We start from the raw sequence: 19032 nt of genomic DNA, 5'->3' as shown, positions 1-19032 counted from the left end.
ACGAGTCGGGGCGCAAGGCAGGACGGCGGATGACGCTGCAGCGGAAGGGCTTTCCGCTACGGACGACAGGGCCTCAGAGCGAGGCCCTGATCAGTTGGGCATAGTCCTCCGCCGAGGCTTCCCGGGGATTGGTCTTGTGGCTGTGATCGGCCAGGGCGCCGCTGACGATGCGCGGGATGAGTCCCGGGTCGACGCCCATCTGCGCCAGACCCGTCGGCAGCCGCAGGGCTTCGGCCTTGTGCGCCAGCGCCTGCTCCACCGACAGCTGCGCCGGCAGTTGCATGGCCTGCGCCAGGCGTTCGAGTTTCTCGTCGCGGATCACCGATTCCGCGCTCCGGTTGAAGGCCACCACGGCCGGCAGCAGGACCGCGTTGAGGGTGCCATGGTGCAGCCGCGGATCGATGCCACCCAGCGAGTGACTCAGGCTGTGCACGCAGCCCAGCCCCTTCTGGAAGGCCAGCGCCCCCTGCAGCGAGGCGCTGAGCATCTGGGTACGGGCTTCCAGATTGTCCGGTTCGTTGAACGCCAGCTCCAGATGGCGCCAGGCCCGGCGCAGGCCGTCCAGCGCGATGCCCTCGGCCGGCGGATTGAAGCCGGGCGCGAGAAAGGTCTCGATACAGTGGGCCACCGCGTCCATGCCCGTGGCGGCGGTCAGGTGCGGCGGCAGGCTGAGCGTCAGCAGGGGGTCGCAGATGGCCACCCGCGGGATGACATGGGGCGAGAGGATGCCGACCTTGCGGCCATCATCGAGAATGATGATGGCCCCACGTCCCACCTCGCTGCCGGTGCCGGCGGTGGTCGGAATGGCCACGATGGGCACCGTCGCCGCGGTAATGCGCGCCAGGCCGCCCTCGATGACGGCGAACTGTTTCAGCGGTCCCGGATGACGCGCGGACACGGCGATGGCCTTGGCCAGGTCGATGGGCGACCCGCCGCCGACGGCGATGATGCCGTCGCATTCCGCGTCGCGGAAACAGGCGACGCCCTCGCGGGTGGCGGCCTCGGTGGGATTGGCCGGGGTGGCGTCGAACACCTGGTAGGCGGCCAGGGGGTTGAGCGCCATCAGCTGCTCGATGAGACCGGCTGCCACCACGCCCCGGTCGGTGACGATCAGCGGTCGCTGGAAGCCCAGCCGCGCGTTGACCTCGGCCAGTTCGGCCGCGCAGCCGGCGCCGAAGCGGATCTCCGTTACATAGTTGATTATCGCCATGACCCGTCCTGTTATTCTTGAAATTGATAGACGGCCCGACTATAGCGAGGCGCTTCCGCGCCAAATACTGAGAGGTAGCGATAGCGGTATAACCGGCAGGCAACCCAGCGTATTCAGGTAGCACGGAGCTATCGTGCCCCCCAGCTGGACGCCCCAACACCCGCGGTGGACGGGCCCGGATCGCCCGGTCGCTGCCGCTTGCTCTGGAGTCTCGATGCCCACCCTTACCCTGGCCGCCGCCCAGTCCGTTTCGATCGCCGGCGATCTCGCCGCCAATCTGCGCACCCATCTCGACCTCATCGCCGCGGCGGCCGACGCCGGGGTGGAGCTCCTGCTGTTTCCGGAACTGTCCCTGACCGGCTATGAACCGACCCTGGCGGCAGCGCTGACGCTGGACGGTGCCGATGCACACCTGCGGCCCCTGCGCGAGGCCTGCCGCGTGGCCGGGCTCACGGCCGTGGTCGGGGCGCCGATCCAGGGTCCGACAGGGCTGCAGATCGGTGCGCTGATCCTCGGCGCCGATGGCCGCTGTCGCGTCCACACCAAGCAATACCTGCATCCGGGCGAGACACCGCCCTTCGTCCCCGGTAATGGTGGGGATTTGCTGGAGGTACGGGACGTAAAGGCCGCCCTGGCCATCTGCGCCGACAGCAATCACCCGGCCCATGCCGATGCCGCCCGCGCCCAGGGCGCCGATCTCTACCTGGCCTCGGCGGTGATAGGTCCGACCGGCTATCCCGCCGACAGCGCATTGCTGGCCGGCCATGCCCGGCGGCTGAACATGGCCGTGCTCATGGCCAACCACGGCGCGCCCACCGGCGGCTATGCCTGCGTGGGTCGCAGTGCATTCTGGCAGACCGATGGCCAGTGCCTGGTCGCGGCGCCAGGAGACGGCCCCTGCCTGGTGATCGTCCGCCGGCACGCAGGCGTCTGGCAGGGCGAGCTACGCGCCTTGCGATCCTGATCGCTGCACGGCGCAATCCTCTGACTAAAAAGCGGCTAGCAGGTCACGCCACGACCGGAATGGCGATTTGATATCTCGACCCCTCTGCGACTAAAGGTCACACATCGCACGCCGATAAGGCTCTGACATCCCTGTTCAGAACACCGCCAAGGATGCCTTTCGCAGCGTGAAAGACGCTGTAACCGCAGGAGCGACACCATGGCCTTGAACACCATTCGGACCCGCTACACCCTGATCTTCCTGGGCTTCATCGGCGCGACCCTCGCGGCCACCGTCATCGGCATCCGCCTGTGGGTGACCCCGGACTTGGTCGCCGCCGGTGAATCCGCCGTGCTGACCCGCGTCAACGAGGTGGGCACCCGCATCTATCGCGAACTCAACCAGATCCAGGCGCAGCAGCGCTCCATCACCCAGACCGTGCCGCTGCTGGACAGCGCCGCCATCGACCGGGTACTGCCCGGCCTGGTGGACCAGTACGGCGATGCCAAGGTGTTCGGCGGCGGCATCTGGCCGCTGCCCAACCAGCGCGAGCAGGGGCGCGACAAGTTCAGCACCTTCTATCACCGCGATGCCGGCGGCAAGCTGATCGTCAACACCCACTGGAACTCCCCCGAGTCGCTCAACTACTGGGAGCAGCCCTGGTTCCAGGCCGGCCTCAAGGGGCCCGCCGGCCAGTGCGTCTGGGCCGCCGCCTACAAGGACGCCGCCAGCGCCGAGCCGCGCACCAACTGCGCCATGGCCATCCAGCGCGACGGCAAGGCCTTTGGCGTCTCGACCATCGACCTCACCCTGGGCTTCTTCAATCCCCTGGTGGACAGCCTGCGCAAGGAACTCGACGACACCGACATGATGATCGTCGAGGCCGACGGCAAGATCCTCAGCAACCTCAGCGAACTCGGCGATTCGCAGATCCTGAACAACGTCTCGGCCTATGCCGCCCGTTCGCCCTTCGTGGCCGCCATCCAGCAGAACCTCGGCAAGCTCAAGGGTGAGGCGGTGGTGCGCGACACCTATGTCGACGAGCACGGCACGCCCCACACCTTCTTCCTGCGCCCGCTGGCCGGCACGCCCTGGCTGCTGGCCACGGCGCTGCCCACCTCGCTCATCGCGGCGACCAACACCGGCATCCTCAAGACCCTGGCGGCGATCCAGCTGCCGCTGGTCCTGCTGCTGGTGGGCATCATGGTGCTGGCACTCGGCAAGCTGATGGGTCGCCTGGGTCTGCTGCAACGCAATATCGAATCGCTCTCGGCAGGCGATGCCGACCTGACCCGACGCATCCCGGTGCACGGCAAGGACGAGGTGGATGCGGTGGCCGGCGCGGTCAACGGCTTCATCGGCTATCTGCAGCGACTGATCGGCGAGGTGGGCGACGCCACCGACCGCATCGACACCGGCCTCAAGCAACTGCACGGCCAGGCCCAGCAGAACGGTGCCATCCTGGCCCGCCATGCCAGCGAAACCGACCAGGCGGTGACGGCCATCACCGAGATGAGCGCCACCTCCGACTCCGTGGCCCGCAGTGCCAGCGATACCGCCTCCCTCACCCAGGCCGCCAACGGCCAGGCCGAGCGATCGCGCGCCGTGGTTCAACAGGCCTCCGCCAGCGTGTTCGCCCTGGTCGACCAGGTGGAAGACGCCACCCTCAAGGTGCAGGCCATGCAGAGCGATGCCCAGCGCATCAACGATGTCCTTGGGGTGATCGGCGAGATCGCCGGCCAGACCAACCTGCTGGCGCTCAACGCCGCCATCGAGGCGGCCCGGGCCGGCGAGCAGGGGCGTGGCTTCGCGGTAGTGGCTGACGAGGTGCGCGCCCTGGCCGGACGCACCCAGCAGAGCACCGCCGAGATCAACGAGATGCTCAGCCGCTTGCAGCAGGGCGTGAGTTCCGCGGTCGCGGCCATGGAAGTGACCAAGACCAGTTGCCAGAGCACCGCCGAGAAGACCCGTGAGGTCACCGACGGCCTGGACGAGATGAGCGGTTCGGTGGTGCGCATCAGCGACCTGTCGACCCAGATCGCCGCGGCCGCCGAGGAGCAGAGCGCGGTGGCCGGTGAGATCAACCAGAACATGGTCGCCGTACGCCATATCGTCGACGATCTGGTCACCAGCGGGCAGCGCACCGCCGAGAGCACCGCGGCGGTGCAGTCGTCCAACGAGCAGCTGATCGCGGTGGTCCGGCGCTTCCGGGTGAAGTGACCCGGACGCCGCACCATGAAAAAGCCGGGCACTGCGCCCGGCTTTTTCGTTTCAGAACCTGTTCACGATCTCGCGAGCTAGAGACAAACAAGGCGAAAATGCCTGAGGAAGCGGAGTTTACGAGTGGTAAATGAGCATTCCGAAGGCATTTTCAACGCAGTTTGGCCGACGCGCAGCAGATCGTGGACAGGTTCTCAGCCCACCAGATGCAGGAAATGCATGTGGCGTTCGTACTGGTCGAGGATGTCGCCGATGACGTCCTCGCGCGACCAGCCCATGACGTCATGGTCCTGGCCCCCCTCGCGCAGATAGACCTGGGCACGGAAGTACTTGCGCTCCTCGTTCGGCTCGCTGCCCATGACGAAACTGGGCATGGCGTAGGCGTGGGGTCTTACCTGGTAGACGAACTCCGGCTGATCGGCCGGGCCGACCCTCAGGCGTACGCCGCCATCGTCACGGTCTTCGACGCTGCAGATATAACCCTGCTTGCGCCATTCCTCGGCCACCGCCAGGCAGGCCGGCTTGGCCACCTCGCCGATGAAGCGCACCACATGACTGCGTCGCGGGAACATCGCCAGACCGCGCAGCCGGCGCTGCCAGCCTCCGGGCGATCTCATGGTGGGTGGCGAGATGCTCAGCGCCTGATGCCGCAGACCGCGCTTGGTGGCGTCCAGCTTGAGTGCCTTGAGCAGTCCGCGCATGCTGAACAGCAACGCGATGGTGAACGGCAGCGCACTGGCGATGGTGGCGGTCTGCAGCGCCTTGAGGCCACCGGCCAGGAGCAAAGCGATGGCCACCAGCCCCATGCTGGAGGCCCAGAACACCCGCTGCCAGACCGGTGTCTTGTCCTGGCCACCGGAGGCCAGCATGTCCACCACCATGGCGCCCGAGTCGGCCGAGGTGACGAAGAACACCACCACCATGACGATGGCCACCATGGAAATCACGCTGTGCAGCGGGAAGTGCTCCAGGAAGGCAAATAGCGCCAGGGAGCTGTCCTTGTTTACCGCGGCGGCGAGATCGGTGAAGCCGTCGGTGAGGATCATGTGAATGGCGGTGTTGCCGAACACGGTCATCCACAGCAGGGTGAAGCCGGCTGGTACCAGCAGCACACCGGAGACGAATTCGCGGATGGTCCGGCCGCGCGAGATGCGCGCGATGAACAGCCCAACGAAGGGCGACCAGGCCAGCCACCAGCCCCAATAGAACAGCGTCCAGCCGCCGATCCAGTCGGTGGGTTGGTAGGCATTGAGGTTCAGGGTGCGGCTGACGATCTCGCTGAGATAGCCGCCGGTGTTCTGCACGAAGGTCTGCAGGATCAGCACGGTGGGGCCGAGCACGATCACCGAGACCATCAGCAGCAGCGCGAGCCCCAGGTTCAGCTCGGACAACCGACGGACGCCCTTGTCCAGACCGGTCGCCACGGACAGGGTGGCCAGGGCGGTGGTAACGATGATCAGCACGATCTGCACCGGTACTGAAATCGGAATGCCAAACAGCGCGTTGAGCCCGGTGTTGATCTGGGCCACGCCAAAGCCAAGGGAAGTGGCGACGCCCAGTACGGTACCGATGATGGCGAAGATGTCCACCGCATGGCCGATGGGACCATAGATGCGTTCGCCGATCAGCGGATAGAGCGCCGATCTCAGGGTCAGGGGCAGGCCATGGCGATAGCTGAAATAGGCGAGGATCAGGGCGACGATGGCGTAAATCGCCCAGGCGTGCAGGCCCCAGTGGAAGAAGGTGATCTTCATCGCCTCGCGGGCGGCATCGACACCACCGCCAGCGCCTACCGGCGGCGAGAGAAAGTGCATCACCGGCTCGGCGACGCCAAAGAACATCAGGCCGATGCCCATGCCCGCCGAGAACAGCATGGCGAACCAGGTAGTGCTGCTGTAATCGGGCTCGCTGTGGTCTGGTCCGAGCTTGATGTCGCCGTAACGGCTGACGCCCAGGAAGACCACAGTGCCGAGGATGATGGCCACCGCGAGAATGTAGAACCAGCTGAGATTGCTGATGATCCAGGTCTGGACCGTCCCGAACACCTCTTGGGCATTGGCCTGGAAAACGCTGGCGTAGAGCACCAGGGCCAGCAGGATGCCGGTCGAGGTCCAGAACACGGGGGGACTGAAGGTGTTGCGAGCGGCGGATTCTCCTTGGCCGTTCATAGACTGAGCTCCTGTTCATGAAGTGCGCACAGGTTGACTGCCCTCGGCCTGAATCGTTTCGCTGGCGACGCTTCTGGAACGACGCATGCCGCTGAGCGCTAGCGCTCCAATCGCTAGGGCGCTAAGGGCCGGGTGCGCTAGCCGTGGCAGACACGGCGGGCGGTCTGGCCAGCCCACGAAACCAGCGGGCTGGCGCCATGCCGAAGGCCTGGCGGAAATGTTTCGTCATGTGACTCTGGTCGTAGAAGCCCGCCGCCACGGCCGCGTCGGCCAGCCCCAGCCCCAGGCGCACGTGCAGCCGTACCCGGTCGAGGCGGCGCAGGGTCAGGTAGCGATGCGGACTGGTACCGAAGTAGGCGCGAAAATCCCGGGTCAGACTCCAGCGGTCACGGCCAGCGCAACGGGCCAGGTCGTCCAGGGTGACGGCCTGATCGAGGTTGTCCTCCAGGTATTCGCGAGCGCGCAGCGCCGCGGCGAAATCGACCCGACCGCGACTGGGCCAGGTCTGGCAAACCTCGGCCAGGGTAGCGACCAGGCCATAGAGGGCATCGTCGCGCCCCAGGGCATCGGGGTGCTCGTCAAGGGTGGCGAACACCGCATCGGTGGCCCGTGCCAGGCGCGGATCCAGGGAGACACCCTCCCGATGGAAGGGCAAGGGCCGCCCGCCAAGGATGTCCTGCACCAGGGCCGGCGGTACATAGAGCATCCGATAGCGAAAGCCGCAGGCGGCGCCGGCGCGACCGTCGTGGACCTCGTCCGGGTGGAAGACCATGGTCTCGCCCGGCAGGCTGCTGGCCTTGGCGCCGCGATAGGAAAAGCTCTGCACCCCGGCCAGGGTACGACCGATGGCATAGGTCGCATGACGATGGGGATTGAAGGCGTGGCCGCTGAAAAAGGCCTCGATGGACTCCAGCTCATCGAAGGCCGGAGCGTGGCGTACCCAGTCCGTGGCACCGGGCAATTCGATCTGGGTACTCATGGCGACTCCTCCGGCGCTCAGCCTAGCAGACCGCGCCAGGCATCGTGGAACAGCAGCAGGGCGCAGCCGACCAGACTCAGCCCCAGCAGCAGATTCACCCCGCGCAAGCCACGTCCTTGCACCAGGTAACGTCCGAGCAGCGCGCCAAGCAAGGCGTAGCTGGCCGGGGCGCCGCCCGCCGACAGGGCCAGGGGCAGCGACCAGAGGGCGATCTTGCCACCGGTCACCTGAGCCGCCGGGAACATCACCGTGGCGATGGGCAGCACCGCCAGCCAGCCCTTGGGATTGAGCCCCTGGATCAGGAAGCCGCGGGCGAAGGTCAGCCGCGTTGCGGCGCCCTCCTCCTCTCCCGCCGCCGTCGGCGGCGCGGCCCGGGCAATGAGATAGCCGAGGTACAGGCAATAGCCACCGCCCAGGAGCGCCAGCCACGGCAGCAGCGCCCCCGAGACCAGGACCGTACCGGCATAGCCCAGGACCAGAAACAGGAGCAGCATGGCGCAGCCCACCCCGGCATAGAAACCCAGCGCCCGCCGGGCCTGGCCGCGCAGACCGGCGTTCAGCCCCAGGGCGTTGACCGGACCGGGGCTGTACATGACGCTCAGGGCATAGAGGACGATTTCCAAGGGACACCTGTCAGGCTTCGAGAAGGAGACCCAGGCTAGCCAGCACGCCCGGCGCTGGCTTGTACGTCTGTGGCTCGTTCACCTTGAGAGTCATCGTATGACTCGGCAGAATCGGGCATTCCCTCTCCTGTCGCGGAGTCGCTCTTGTCCGGTGATCGCAACGCCCCGTCCTGGCCTGGTCGTTCCACTGGCAAGCCACCGACCCTAAAGGACGTGGCCCGCCTGGCCGGGGTCTCGCCGATCACCGTTTCGCGCACCCTCAACCAGCCGGAGATCGTCCGGCCGGCGCTGCGCGAAAAGGTCTTTCGCGCGGTGCGCGAGAGCGGCTACCAGCCGGCCATGCTTACCACCGGCAGCGCGCCCCTGGAGGGTCGGCTGATCGCCATCCTGGTGCCCACCATCGTCAATTCCATCTTCGCCGACACCGTGCAGGCGCTCATGCAGACCCTGACCGAGGCCGGCCACCAGACCCTGCTGGGCCTGACCGACTATTCCGCCGAACGCGAGGAGCGGCTGCTGGACGCCTTGCTGCGCCGCCGCCCCGACGCCATGGTGCTGACCGGCACCCTGCATACGGCCGCCAGCCGACTGCGCCTGTCACAGGCCGGCATTCCGCTGGTGGAGTGCTGGGACCAAGGTGAGCGACCGCTGGACATGCTGGTGGGCTTTTCCCATGTCGCGGTGGGCCAGGCCGTCGCCCGGGAGCTGCTGGCGCGCGGCTATCGCCACTTCGCCAGCCTGACCCTGGACGATCCCCGCGGACGGCTGCGCCGCGATGCTTTCCGTGACGAACTGGCCATCCACGGACTGACCGCGCCAGCCGATGTCAGCCTGCCGCCGCCGGCCACCCCGGCACTGGGTCGCCAGGGCCTGGCCCGCCTGCTCGCCGCTGGCGCCCGCCCCGAGGTGGTGGTCTGCAGCTCCGACACCCTCGCCCACGGGGTGCTGGCCGAAGCCCATGCCCGCGACTTGCAAATACCGGAAGAGCTGGCCGTGATGGGCTTCGGCAACCTGGCCAGCGCCGCCCATCTGATCCCGGCGCTGAGCACCGTGGACGTGCGCGGCGCCGCGATGGGCACCCATGCCGCCACGGCCCTGCTCGCCCGTCTGGCGGGCGCCGAGGCGCCGCGGCAACGGGATACCGGCTTCGAACTGATCATGCGCGAGAGTACGCGCTGACGCTTGAATGATTGCGTAATCAGCTTAGCGTCCTCCCGCAGGTGCCGGCCTCGCCGCCGGCTTTGCCCGCTGAAAAGGACAATAACAATGCGCACTTCCCCTGAGCCGTCGCGGCGCACTCGCGTTCGCTATCTCGTCCTGGCGATGATCTTTCTGGTGACGGTATTCAACTACGTCGACCGCGCCACCCTCTCCATCGCCGCGCCGGCCCTGCGTCACGACCTCGGTTTCGACGCCGTGGCCATGGGTCTCGCCTTCTCGGCCTTCGGCTGGGCCTACACCGCCATGCAGATTCCCGGCGGCATCGTGCTCGATCGCTTCGGCTCGCGGCTGGTGCTGGGCGCCAGCCTGATTCTCTGGTCGGTACTGACCTTCCTGCAGGGCTACGTCGAATTCTTCTCCTCGGCGCTGCTGGCGCTGTTCGTGCTGCGCTTTCTCATGGGCGTGGCCGAGTCGCCGGCCTTTCCGGCCAACAACCGTCTCACGGTGATGTGGTTCCCGCGCCAGGAGCGTGGCCTGGCCACCGCCATCTTCCAGTCGGCGCAGTACTTCGCCCTGGCGGTGTTCACGCCACTGATGGTGATCCTGCTCAACCAGTTCGGATGGGAGCACGTGTTCTTCTGGACCGGCGGCGCCGGCATCCTCATCGGCCTGCTGTGGTTCGCCACCGTGCAGGAGCCCCGGCACGACAGGCGTGTCAGCCAGAGCGAACTGGACCATATCGAAGCCGGTGGCGGCCTGCCCGATCTGGGCGACACCCGGGCGCCCTTCAGCTGGCGCACCTTCAAGGCCATCAGCGGCAATCGCATGATGCTGGGCATCTACCTGGGGCAATTCTGCCTGACCACCATCACCTGGTTCTTTCTCACCTGGTTTCCCACCTACCTGGTCGAGGCCAAGGGGCTGACGATGCTCAAGGTCGGCCTGATCGCCGCCATCCCGCCGGTGGCCGGCTGCCTGGGCGGCGTTCTCGGCGGACTCTGGTCGGACGGCATGCTGCGCCGCGGCTACAGCCTCACCGCCGCGCGCAAGACGCCGATCATCGTCGGCCTGCTGCTTTCCAGCAGCATCGTGGTGGCCAACTACACCCAGTCCATCGCCCTGGTCACCCTGGTGATGTCCATCGCCTTCTTCGCCAAGGGCGTGGGCAACCTCGGCTGGTGCATCGTCGGCGATGTCTCGCCCAAGCGCGCCCTGGGCGTGAGCGGCGCCCTCTTCAACTTCTGCGGCAACATCGCCAGCATCGTCACCCCGCTGGCCATCGGCCTGATGATCAACCAGCTCGGCTCCTTCGACGTGGCCCTCACCTACGTCGCCGCCATGGGCCTGCTCGGCGCCTTCTCCTACCTGGTCATCGTCGGCCCGCTCAAGCGCCTGGACCTCGGTGAACTCAATGACGAGCCAGCCGCCACCGCCGACGCCGCCCTGCCTGCCACCCGTCCCTGATTCCTCACCCTGGAGCATCCCCATGTCCGATAACGCCTACAGCGCCGACCAGGACCGCATCGTCTGGGTCCGCCTGGCTTCCGTGTTCCTGCCGCTGGCCACCCCCATCAGCGACGCCAAGGTGCTCACCGGCCGGCAGAAGCCGATGACCGAGATCGCCACCCTCTTCGTCGAGATCGAAACCCGCGACGGCCAGCGCGGCCTGGGCTTCAGCTATTCCAAGCGCGCCGGTGGCCCCGGCCAGTTCGCCCACGCCCATGAAATTGCCCCGGCGCTGCTCGACGAGAATCCCAGCGACATCCAGAAGCTCTGGACCAAGCTCTGCTGGGCCGGCGCCTCGGTAGGTCGCAGCGGTCTCGCTACCCAGGCCATCGGCGCCTTCGACGTGGCCCTCTGGGACCTCAAGGCCCGTCGCGCCAACCTCTCCCTGGCACGCCTGCTGGGTGCTCAGCGCGACTCGGTGCGCTGCTACAACACCTCCGGCGGCTTCCTGCATACGCCGCTGGAGCAGTTGTTGGTGAACACCGACCTCTCCCGGGAAAAAGGCATCGGCGGCATCAAGCTCAAGGTCGGCCAGCCCGACTGCGCCCTGGACCTTGAGCGCGTCGCCCGCGTGCGCCGCCACCTGGGCGACAGCTTCCCGCTGATGGTCGACGCCAACCAGCAATGGGACCGACCCACCGCCCAGCGTATGTGCCGGCGCTTCGAGGAATTCAACCTGATCTGGATCGAGGAGCCGCTGGACTGCTACGACGCCGAAGGTCACGCCGCCCTGGCCGCGGCCTTCGACACCCCCATCGCCACTGGCGAGATGCTGACCAGCATCGCCGAGCACCAGGAATTCATCCGCCTGCGCGGTGCCGACTTCCTGATGCCCGACGCGCCACGGGTCGGTGGCATCACGCCCTTCCTCAAGGTGGCCGCCCTGGCCGAGCAGGCCGGCGTGATGCTGGCACCGCACTTCGCCATGGAATTGCACGTGCACCTGGCCGCCACCTATCCCACCGAGCCCTGGGTGGAACACTTCGAATGGCTGGAGCCGCTGTTCAACGAACGCCTGGAAACCCGTGACGGGCGGATGGAGGTACCGACCCGTCCGGGTCTCGGGCTGTCCCTGAGCGAGCGGGTACCCGGCTGGACGGCGCAGGAAGCGGAATTCGGCCGGCGCGCCTGACCCCCGCGCTGGCACTCGAACTCCGCCAGGGTGTGGCACTCTATCCAGGCCAAGGCCTGGAAGAGAAAGCCCATGTTCGGATCGCTGCGCAGTCGTCTGATTGCCCTGCTGCTGATGCTCGGCGGCATGGCCGTCGGGGTCGGCTGGCTGATGATCCTGCTGCTGCGCCAGTCGGAAAGTGCCCAGCTCGGCCAGGCCACGGTGGAAGCCGAGCAGGCCTGCCAGGCCATCGCCAGCAGCTATCGTTTCTACAGCAATGGCTGGTCCGGCCCTACCGCTGGCCTCGCTGATCCGGCCCTGCAGCGCAGTCTCGCCGGCGTGGCCAGTGTCGCCCTGTTGCGTTATCGCGGTATGGCCGGCGGTCTCTGGCAGGAGCAGGCGGGGCTCCTGGCCGATGCCAGTCCCTTCTCCCTGACCGCCGCCGAACGCCAGCACCTGGCCGATCTCTCCGCCGCGACCCTGGCCGAGGCACGCAGCCTGAGCGACAGCTTCAGCGCGGACGGCGCCACGGTGCTGGTCGCCGCCTGCCCGCTGTCCGGCCCCATCCCCGATCTCGCCGCCTGGACCCTGACCCGCCTGACCTTCGCCGAGGGCAGCGGTCAGCGCCAGCTGAAACTGGGCCTGGGCCTGCTGCTGCTGGCCATGCTCGCCGCCACCCTGCTGCTCGGTCGACTCACCTGGCAGTGGTCGCGGCATGTGGCGCGAGTCGAGCGCGATCTGGGAGCCAGTGCCAGCCACGACCTGCCCACCCTCGCCCTCACCGGCGAACGCGAGCTGGATCGGGTGCTGGCGGCGCTCAACCAGGCCGGGCAGCGCCTGACCCAGGCACGGGACGAGGCCCAGCGGCTGACCACCCAGGTCCACGCCAGTGAACGGCTGGCCGCCCTTGGCCGGGTAGCCGCCGGGGTCGCCCACGAGATCCGCAATCCGCTGGCCGCCATGCGCCTCAAGGCCGAGAACGCCCTGGCCGGCGACAGCGGCCGTCAGCAGCGCGCGCTGGACGCCATCCTGCTGCAGGTCACCCGCCTCGACCGCCTGCTGCGCCGCCTGCTCGACCTCACCCAGCCGCTGCACCTGCAACCGACCGCCATCGAATTGCCGGTCTTCTGCCGCGAGGTGCTGGCCGGTCACGAAGACCAGGCCGCCCAGCGCGGCATCCGCCTGACCGCCAGGGTGGCCATCGAGCAGGGCTATTTCGATCGCGACGCCCTGGCCCGCGCCCTGGACAACCTGCTGCTCAACGCCCTGCAGGCCGCCCCGGCCGCCAGCGAGATCCGTCTCGACGCCAGCTGCCGTGGCGACTGGCTGGTGCTGGCGGTGGAAGACGCAGGCCAGGGACCACCTACCGAGTTGCGCGGCCAGCTCTTCGAGCCCTTCGTCACCGGTCGCCCCGAAGGCACCGGCCTGGGCCTGGCCCTGGTCCGCGAGACCGCCCGCGCCCACGGCGGCGAGGCCCGGCTGATCGAACCCTCCGTCCCCACTCGCTTCGAGATTCTCCTGCCATGCCAACCCTGCTGATCATCGACGACGACGCCGCTCTGCGCGACGCCCTGGCGGAAACCGCCGCGGACCAGGGCTACCGGGTGCTGCAGGCCGACGGGGGCGAAGCGGGCCTGCAGCGCCTGGCGCAGGAACCGGTGGACGCCGTGCTACTCGACCTGCGCATGCCCGGGCTGGATGGCCTGGAGGTACTGGCGCGCATTCGCGCCCGCCCCGAGCCGCCGGCGGTCACGGTGCTGACCGCCTTCGCCAGCGCCGGCAACACCATCGAGGCCATGCGCCTGGGTGCCTTCGACCACCTCACCAAGCCCATCGGCCGCGAAGAACTGATCCGGGTACTGGCCGGGATGACCGCCCAGCGCGGCCCGGCCAACATGCCGCCGACCGCGGTCGATGGCCATACGCTGGTGGGCGGCAGCGACGCCCTGCGCCAAGTGCAGAAGACCATCGGCCGCCTGGTGGACAGCGAGGCCACGGTGCTGGTCACCGGCGAGACCGGCACCGGCAAGGAACTGGTGGCCCGCGCCATCCACGAGCACGGCAAGCGACGCGGGGCGCCCTTCGTGGCGGTCAACTGCGCGGCCATCCCGCCGGACCTGCTGGAAAGCGAACTCTTCGGCCATGTGCGCGGCGCCTTCAGCGGGGCCACCGCCAATCGCCTGGGCGCCTTTCGCGAGGCCCAGGGCGGCACCCTCTTTCTCGACGAGATCGGCGACATGCCGCTGCCGATGCAGGCCAAGATCCTGCGCGCCCTGCAGGAACGCGAGGTGACGCCGGTGGGTGGCGCACCGGTACGGCTGGACGTGCGGCTGGTAGCGGCCACCCACCGCGACCTGGCCCAGCGCGTCGCCAGTGGCGACTTCCGCGAGGACCTCTTCTATCGCCTGCACGTGGTGCCCATCCACCTGCCGGCCCTGCGCGAGCGGCGGGCCGACATCCTGCCGCTGGCCGAGCACTTCCTCGCCGCCAGCGGTCGCGTGCTGGCGGACGATGCCGCCGCCCTGCTGCTGCGCCACTCCTGGCCCGGCAACGTGCGGGAATTGCGCAATGCCATCCAGCGCGCCGCGACCCTGGCCCAGGGCGAGCGCATCGTCGCCGCCGACCTTGCCTTCCTGCAGGGCGAGACGCCGGATGAGTTAGCCATCGACGCCAGCTGGCCGGAGGAGACCCTGGCCGAAGCCACCGCGCGCCTGGAACGCCTGCTGATCGAGCGCGCCCTGCAGCGCAGCGGCGGCAATCGGGCCGAAGCGGCCCGCCGCCTGGGCATCCATCGCCAGCTGCTCTATACCAAGCTGAGTCGGCTGGGCCTGGGTGTCGGCGCAGACGACAGCCCCGCCTAGGCTGTCCGCTTTGCCGACAGACCTGTCCGCCAGCCGGACGCAATGCCTGGCCCGGACGGCCACTGTAAATCTCAACCTATTGATTTATATATAAAATAAAAGTTGGCACAGCCCCTGCAATAGCCTAATCGTCAACCACCGCAGGAGTCATCCATGCCTACCAAGACCCAAACCCTCGTGATCGGGACCTTCGCCCTGCTGTCCGTCAGCGGCCTCGTCCTGGCACAGACCGCACCCGCCGGCAGCACCGCCACCACCACCGCGGCCAGCGCCCAGATTCCCACCCAGCAGGGCCAGCTCAAGCAGTTCCTGCTCAATCCCCGGGGCGATATCGATGGCCTGATCCTCGCCGACGGCACCGAGGTCAACACCCCGCCGCACCTGTCCGAGCAACTGGCCGCCACCTTCAAGCCGGGTGACAGCATCAACGTCGCCGGCCTGCGCGCCGCCAGCCTGCCACTGGTCCAGGCGGTCTCTCTGACCAATGTCCAGACCGGCAAGACGGTCACCGATGAAGGCCCGGATCGCGTGGGCGGTCGCCGTCCGCCGGCGCCCCCGGCACCTGGCGCCGAGCGCGATGGCGACAGCCTCCAGGGCCAGATCGTCCAGCTGCTGCACGGTCCCCGTGGCGACGTGAACGGCGCCCTGCTGCAGGACGGTACCGCCCTGCGCCTGCCGCCCCATGAAGCCCTGCGCCTGCAAGCCCTGCTCAAGCCGGGTCAGAACGTGGCAGTGCGCGGCGAGCTGGTGGCCAATGCCCAGGGGCGTGCCTTCCGGGTCAGCGCCGTGGGCGCCGACGCCAACTCGCTGCAGACCCTGGACACCCCGCCGGCCGGCTGATCAGGCCAGCAGCCGCCGGGTCGCTTCGGCGATCCGGCGGCAGGCTTCCTCCAGCACCTCGTGCGAGGTGGCGTAGGAAACCCGGAAGTAAGGCGCCAGGCCAAAGGCCGAGCCTGGCACCACCGCCACCCCGCCTTCATCCATGAGGTAGCGGGCAAAGGCCGTGTCGCTGTCGATCACCTCCCCGCCCGGAGTCCGCCGACCCAATATCCCCGCGCAACTGGCGTAGACATAGAAGGCCCCCTCGGGCCGCCGCGCCGACAGACCCGGCACCGCGTTCAAGGCATCCACCACCAGATCCCGTCGCTCGCGGAACAGCTCGCAGCGCTCGCGTACGATGTCCTGCGGCCCGTCCAGGGCGGCGATGGCCGCGGCCTGGCTGACCGAGCAGGGGCAGGAGGTCACCTGGCTCTGCACACTGGCCATGGCCTGGATCAGCGCCTTGGGTCCACCGGCATAGCCCAGGCGCCAACCGGTCATGGCATAGGCCTTGGAGACGCCGTTGATGGTCAGGGTCCGCTCGCGCAGCCGTGGCTCCAGCGCCGCCGGGGTGACGAAGCGAAAGCCGTCGTAGAGGATGTGCTCGTACATGTCGTCAACCATCAGCCAGACCTGCGGATGGCGCAGCAGCACCTCCAGCAGCGGGCGATAGTGTTCCTCGCCATAGGCCGCCCCCGAGGGGTTGGACGGCGAGTTGAGCATCACCCAGCGGGTGCGCGGGGTGATGGCCGCCTCCAGGGCCGCGGCAGTCAGGCGGAAGCCATCCTCCTCACGGCACGGCAGCACCACCGGCGTGCCGCCGAGAATGGTGACGATGTCGGCATAGGTCACCCAGAAGGGAGCGGGGATGATCACCTCGTCACCCGCGTCCAGGGTCGCCATCATGGCGTTGAAGATCACCTGCTTGGCACCGGCCGAGGCGGTCACCTCGTCCTGGGCGAACACCAGGTCGTTCTCCCGCGCGAATTTGCGGCGGATGGCCTCCTTGAGCGCCGGACTGCCGTCCAGCACCGTGTACTTGGTCTGACCGGCGCGGATGGCCTGGATCGCCGCTTCCTTGATGTGCTCCGGGGTATCGAAGTCTGGCTCGCCCGCACCCAGCACCAGCAGATCGGCGCCCTGGCGGCGCAGGGCGTTGGCCCGCTCGGTGATCTTGAGGATCTCGGAGACGCCCACGGAGGCGAGGCAGTGGGCGAGGTGCAGGGTCGAATCGGCGGCCATGACGGGGCTCCAGGCAGAGATGAAAGCGGGTGCCGGCGGCGTCCGGCAGGGTCGTCTCGCACTATCGAACCGCCGCGGCCGGCCTTCAAACGCTATAAAGGACTCACGTCATTCCGCCGGGGCATGGTCTGCTGCCAGCACGGGCGCTAGAGTGGCGGCCATGTCCAATGCCCTTTCCCCCCTCGCCGCCTACCGCCGGGCCCTGGCCCAGGGCGACCGCCTGCCCGATGTCGCTCAGGAAGCCGCTGCGCGCCAGCTGGACGCCTGTCACGCCGACCTGCTGGCCGGGCGTCCGGCACGCGGTCTCTATCTCTGGGGACCGGTGGGGCGTGGCAAGACCTGGCTGCTGGACCTGTTCCACACCAGCCTGCCGGTGCCCGCCCGCCGCCAGCACTTCCATCACTTCATGCGCTGGGTGCACCAGCGGCAGTTCCAGCTCAGCGGCACCCGCGATCCCCTGCAGGTGCTGGCCCGGGAACTGGCTACCGAGGTGCGGGTGCTGTGCTTCGACGAACTCTTCGTCAGCGACATCGGCGACGCCATCCTGGTGGGCGGCCTGTTGCGCGCACTGCTGGACCAGGGCCTGGTGCTGGTGGTCACCTCCAACCAGCCGCCCGAGCAGCTCTATGCCGGCGGCTTCAATCGCGAGCGCCTGCTGCCCGCCATCGCCGCGCTGCAGGCGCGACTGGACGTGCTGGAGGTGGACGGCGGCCAGGACCACCGCCTGCACGAAGGCCAAGCCGAACCGCGCTTCTGGGTGGACGATCCCACCGCCCTCGCCACGACCTTTGCCCGCCTCACCCCGGGGGAAGCCGTGACGACCGCGCCCCTGATACTCGGCGAGCGCCCCCTGCCCGTGGTGCAGCGGGCCTCCAGCGCGATCTGGCTGGACTTCGCCGTGCTCTGCCAGGGCGCCTGGGCCACCACCGACTACATCGATCTCTGTACCCGCTTCCCCGCCCTGTTGCTGGGCAACGTCCCCTGCCTGTCCGGCGATCCCCGCGCGGGCCGGATCGCCCGCGGCACCGAAGACGGCGCGACGCGGGTCCTCGCCGGCGACCGCGAACTGCCCCGCCTGGCACCCCAGGACGACGCCGTGCGCCGCTTCATCGCCCTGGTCGACGAAGCCTACGACCGCCGCCGCCCGCTCTACCTGGACGCCGCCGTGCCCCTGGAGCAGCTGTACACCCGCGGCTTTCTGGAATTCCCCTTCCGCCGCACCCTGAGTCGCCTGAGGGAGATGCAGCAGGCGCGGTATTAGCCGTCGCGCTTCGCTCCGAGCTTGAGCACATAGCGCGGTCGCCGCTTGGTCTCGATATAGATGCGCCCGATGTACTCACCCAGCACACCGATGCCGATTAGCTGCACGCCGCCAAAGAACAGGATGGCGGTCATCAACGAGGGATAACCAGGTACCCGGTTGCCAAAGGCCAGTTTCTCGAAGATCAGATAGCCGGCGTAGGCCAGGGACACCAGGGCGACGAAGCCCCCCAGATAGGTCCAGAGTCGCAGCGGCACGGTACTGAAGGAGGTGAAGCCCTCCAGCGCCAGATTCCACAGCTTCCAGCCGTTGAACTTGCTTGAGCCGGCACTGCGCGGCGCGCGCTCGTATTCCACCACCCGGGTGTCGAAACCCACCCAGGAGAGGATGCCCTTCATGAACAGGTTGCGTTCGGGCAGCTCGCGGATGGCGTCCACCACCTCACGACTCATCAGCCGGAAGTCGCCGACGTTCTCTTCGATGGGCGTCTGGGCGATGCGATTGTGCAGGCGATAGAAGCCCTTGGCGGTCAGCCGCTTGAGGGGGCTGTCGCTGCTGCGATTGACACGCTTGGCCAGCACCACGTCGGCGCCCTGCTGCCACTGTTCGAGCAATCGCGGGATGACGTCCAAAGGGTCCTGTAGATCCACGTCCAGCGGCACCACCACGTCCCCCTTGGCGTGCTCGATGCCAGCGAAGAGCGCCGCCTCCTTACCAAAATTGCGCGACAGCTGCAGCAGCACCACTCGCGGATCTTCTCGGTGCAGGCGCTCCAGCACTCGGGCACTGCCGTCGCGGCTGCCATCGTCGACGAACAACAGCTCCAGATCGTGCCGCGACAACTCGGGATGGAGGCAGACCGCCTGGTAAAAAAGCCCGATAGCCAGTTCTTCGTTGAAGACCGGCACCACCAGGGAAAGCTTCACGG

General features: G+C 68.0%; 15 protein-coding genes and 1 pseudogene. 10 read left to right on the top strand and 6 right to left on the bottom strand.

All coding sequences use genetic code 11. The features are described from left to right. Positions 1-73 precede the first annotated feature (73 nt). Positions 74-1210 (bottom strand): iron-containing alcohol dehydrogenase, encoded by a 1137-nt coding sequence (locus OMP44_RS19020; protein WP_133859930.1) that lies wholly within the window; start codon positions 1208-1210, stop codon positions 74-76. A 214-nt stretch (positions 1211-1424) separates the two neighbouring features. Between OMP44_RS19020 and OMP44_RS19015 the strand changes: the two genes are divergently transcribed. The 3 genes and pseudogenes from OMP44_RS19015 (at position 1425) to OMP44_RS25140 (ending at position 4373) form a co-directional block, all read left to right on the top strand. Beyond that, positions 1425-2174, top strand: coding sequence for a carbon-nitrogen hydrolase family protein (locus OMP44_RS19015; RefSeq protein ID WP_280310430.1), 750 nt, complete (start codon positions 1425-1427; stop codon positions 2172-2174). A 198-nt stretch (positions 2175-2372) separates the two neighbouring features. Next, positions 2373-3512 (top strand): annotated as a pseudogene (locus OMP44_RS25145) (cache domain-containing protein); the annotation flags it as partial. Between the two features lie 153 nt (positions 3513-3665). Then, complete coding sequence (locus OMP44_RS25140) at positions 3666-4373, top strand: methyl-accepting chemotaxis protein (protein WP_405046464.1); 708 nt, start codon at positions 3666-3668, stop codon at positions 4371-4373. Positions 4374-4567: 194 nt separating this feature from the next. On the opposite strand, the gene OMP44_RS19005 is transcribed toward OMP44_RS25140, so the two are convergent. From OMP44_RS19005 to OMP44_RS18995, 3 genes are all read right to left on the bottom strand, one after another. Next, positions 4568-6541, bottom strand: coding sequence for a BCCT family transporter (locus tag OMP44_RS19005; RefSeq protein ID WP_280310427.1), 1974 nt, complete (start codon positions 6539-6541; stop codon positions 4568-4570). A gap of 121 nt (positions 6542-6662) precedes the next feature. Next, positions 6663-7520, bottom strand: a complete 858-nt coding sequence (locus OMP44_RS19000; RefSeq protein ID WP_187978622.1) for an AraC family transcriptional regulator — start codon at positions 7518-7520, stop codon at positions 6663-6665. 17 nt (positions 7521-7537) lie between these two features. Continuing rightward, positions 7538-8143, bottom strand: coding sequence for a LysE family translocator (locus OMP44_RS18995; protein WP_280310424.1), 606 nt, complete (start codon positions 8141-8143; stop codon positions 7538-7540). A gap of 144 nt (positions 8144-8287) precedes the next feature. Between OMP44_RS18995 and OMP44_RS18990 the strand changes: the two genes are divergently transcribed. The 6 genes from OMP44_RS18990 to OMP44_RS18965 all read left to right on the top strand — a co-directional run bounded on the left by OMP44_RS18990 (position 8288) and on the right by OMP44_RS18965 (position 15622). After that, on the top strand, positions 8288-9322 hold the full coding sequence (locus OMP44_RS18990; protein ID WP_187978620.1) for a LacI family DNA-binding transcriptional regulator: 1035 nt from the start codon (positions 8288-8290) through the stop codon (positions 9320-9322). An 87-nt stretch (positions 9323-9409) separates the two neighbouring features. Further along, the gene (locus OMP44_RS18985; RefSeq protein ID WP_280310421.1) at positions 9410-10768 is read left to right on the top strand and encodes an MFS transporter; all 1359 of its coding nucleotides are present in this window, start codon (positions 9410-9412) and stop codon (positions 10766-10768) included. Between the two features lie 22 nt (positions 10769-10790). Then, positions 10791-11942 (top strand): L-talarate/galactarate dehydratase, encoded by a 1152-nt coding sequence (locus tag OMP44_RS18980; protein WP_280310419.1) that lies wholly within the window; start codon positions 10791-10793, stop codon positions 11940-11942. A gap of 72 nt (positions 11943-12014) precedes the next feature. Beyond that, entirely contained in the window at positions 12015-13460 is a 1446-nt protein-coding gene (locus tag OMP44_RS18975; protein ID WP_280310417.1) for a sensor histidine kinase, read from the top strand. Next, positions 13445-14782 carry a sigma-54-dependent transcriptional regulator gene (locus OMP44_RS18970; RefSeq protein ID WP_280310415.1) on the top strand — a complete coding sequence of 446 codons (1338 nt, stop codon included), beginning with the start codon at positions 13445-13447 and terminating at the stop codon, positions 14780-14782. Before OMP44_RS18975 ends, OMP44_RS18970 begins: the two co-directional genes overlap by 16 nt. A 153-nt stretch (positions 14783-14935) precedes the next feature. Beyond that, entirely contained in the window at positions 14936-15622 is a 687-nt protein-coding gene (locus OMP44_RS18965; protein WP_280310413.1) for a hypothetical protein, read from the top strand. On the opposite strand, the gene OMP44_RS18960 is transcribed toward OMP44_RS18965, so the two are convergent. Then, positions 15623-16843: a pyridoxal phosphate-dependent aminotransferase gene (locus OMP44_RS18960; RefSeq protein WP_133859942.1), complete on the bottom strand. Its 1221-nt coding sequence runs from the start codon at positions 16841-16843 to the stop codon at positions 15623-15625. Positions 16844-17003: 160 nt separating this feature from the next. Between OMP44_RS18960 and zapE the strand changes: the two genes are divergently transcribed. Then, positions 17004-18104 (top strand): cell division protein ZapE, encoded by a 1101-nt coding sequence (gene zapE, locus OMP44_RS18955; protein ID WP_280310407.1) that lies wholly within the window; start codon positions 17004-17006, stop codon positions 18102-18104. Here the strand turns inward: zapE and OMP44_RS18950 are convergent. Further along, positions 18101-19030, bottom strand: a complete 930-nt coding sequence (locus tag OMP44_RS18950; RefSeq protein WP_280310652.1) for a glycosyltransferase family 2 protein — start codon at positions 19028-19030, stop codon at positions 18101-18103. The two genes, zapE and OMP44_RS18950, sit on opposite strands and share 4 nt — an antisense overlap. Positions 19031-19032 lie beyond the last annotated feature (2 nt).

Source organism: Pseudomonas flavocrustae, from assembly GCF_029872515.1.
Classification (GTDB): domain Bacteria; phylum Pseudomonadota; class Gammaproteobacteria; order Pseudomonadales; family Pseudomonadaceae; genus Chryseomonas; species Chryseomonas aestiva.
Note: the sequence above shows the minus strand (reverse complement) of the source record. Positions and strands in the feature narration are given on the sequence as shown.

Coding starts and splice junctions, on each gene's coding strand:
- OMP44_RS19020 (WP_133859930.1), bottom strand. CDS start 1,210: ATGGCGATAATCAACTATGTAACGGAGATCCGCTTCGGCGCCGGCTGC.
- OMP44_RS19015 (WP_280310430.1), top strand. CDS start 1,425: ATGCCCACCCTTACCCTGGCCGCCGCCCAGTCCGTTTCGATCGCCGGC.
- OMP44_RS25140 (WP_405046464.1), top strand. CDS start 3,666: ATGAGCGCCACCTCCGACTCCGTGGCCCGCAGTGCCAGCGATACCGCC.
- OMP44_RS19005 (WP_280310427.1), bottom strand. CDS start 6,541: ATGAACGGCCAAGGAGAATCCGCCGCTCGCAACACCTTCAGTCCCCCC.
- OMP44_RS19000 (WP_187978622.1), bottom strand. CDS start 7,520: ATGAGTACCCAGATCGAATTGCCCGGTGCCACGGACTGGGTACGCCAC.
- OMP44_RS18985 (WP_280310421.1), top strand. CDS start 9,410: ATGCGCACTTCCCCTGAGCCGTCGCGGCGCACTCGCGTTCGCTATCTC.
- OMP44_RS18980 (WP_280310419.1), top strand. CDS start 10,791: ATGTCCGATAACGCCTACAGCGCCGACCAGGACCGCATCGTCTGGGTC.
- OMP44_RS18975 (WP_280310417.1), top strand. CDS start 12,015: ATGTTCGGATCGCTGCGCAGTCGTCTGATTGCCCTGCTGCTGATGCTC.
- OMP44_RS18970 (WP_280310415.1), top strand. CDS start 13,445: ATGCCAACCCTGCTGATCATCGACGACGACGCCGCTCTGCGCGACGCC.
- OMP44_RS18965 (WP_280310413.1), top strand. CDS start 14,936: ATGCCTACCAAGACCCAAACCCTCGTGATCGGGACCTTCGCCCTGCTG.
- OMP44_RS18960 (WP_133859942.1), bottom strand. CDS start 16,843: ATGGCCGCCGATTCGACCCTGCACCTCGCCCACTGCCTCGCCTCCGTG.
- zapE (WP_280310407.1), top strand. CDS start 17,004: ATGTCCAATGCCCTTTCCCCCCTCGCCGCCTACCGCCGGGCCCTGGCC.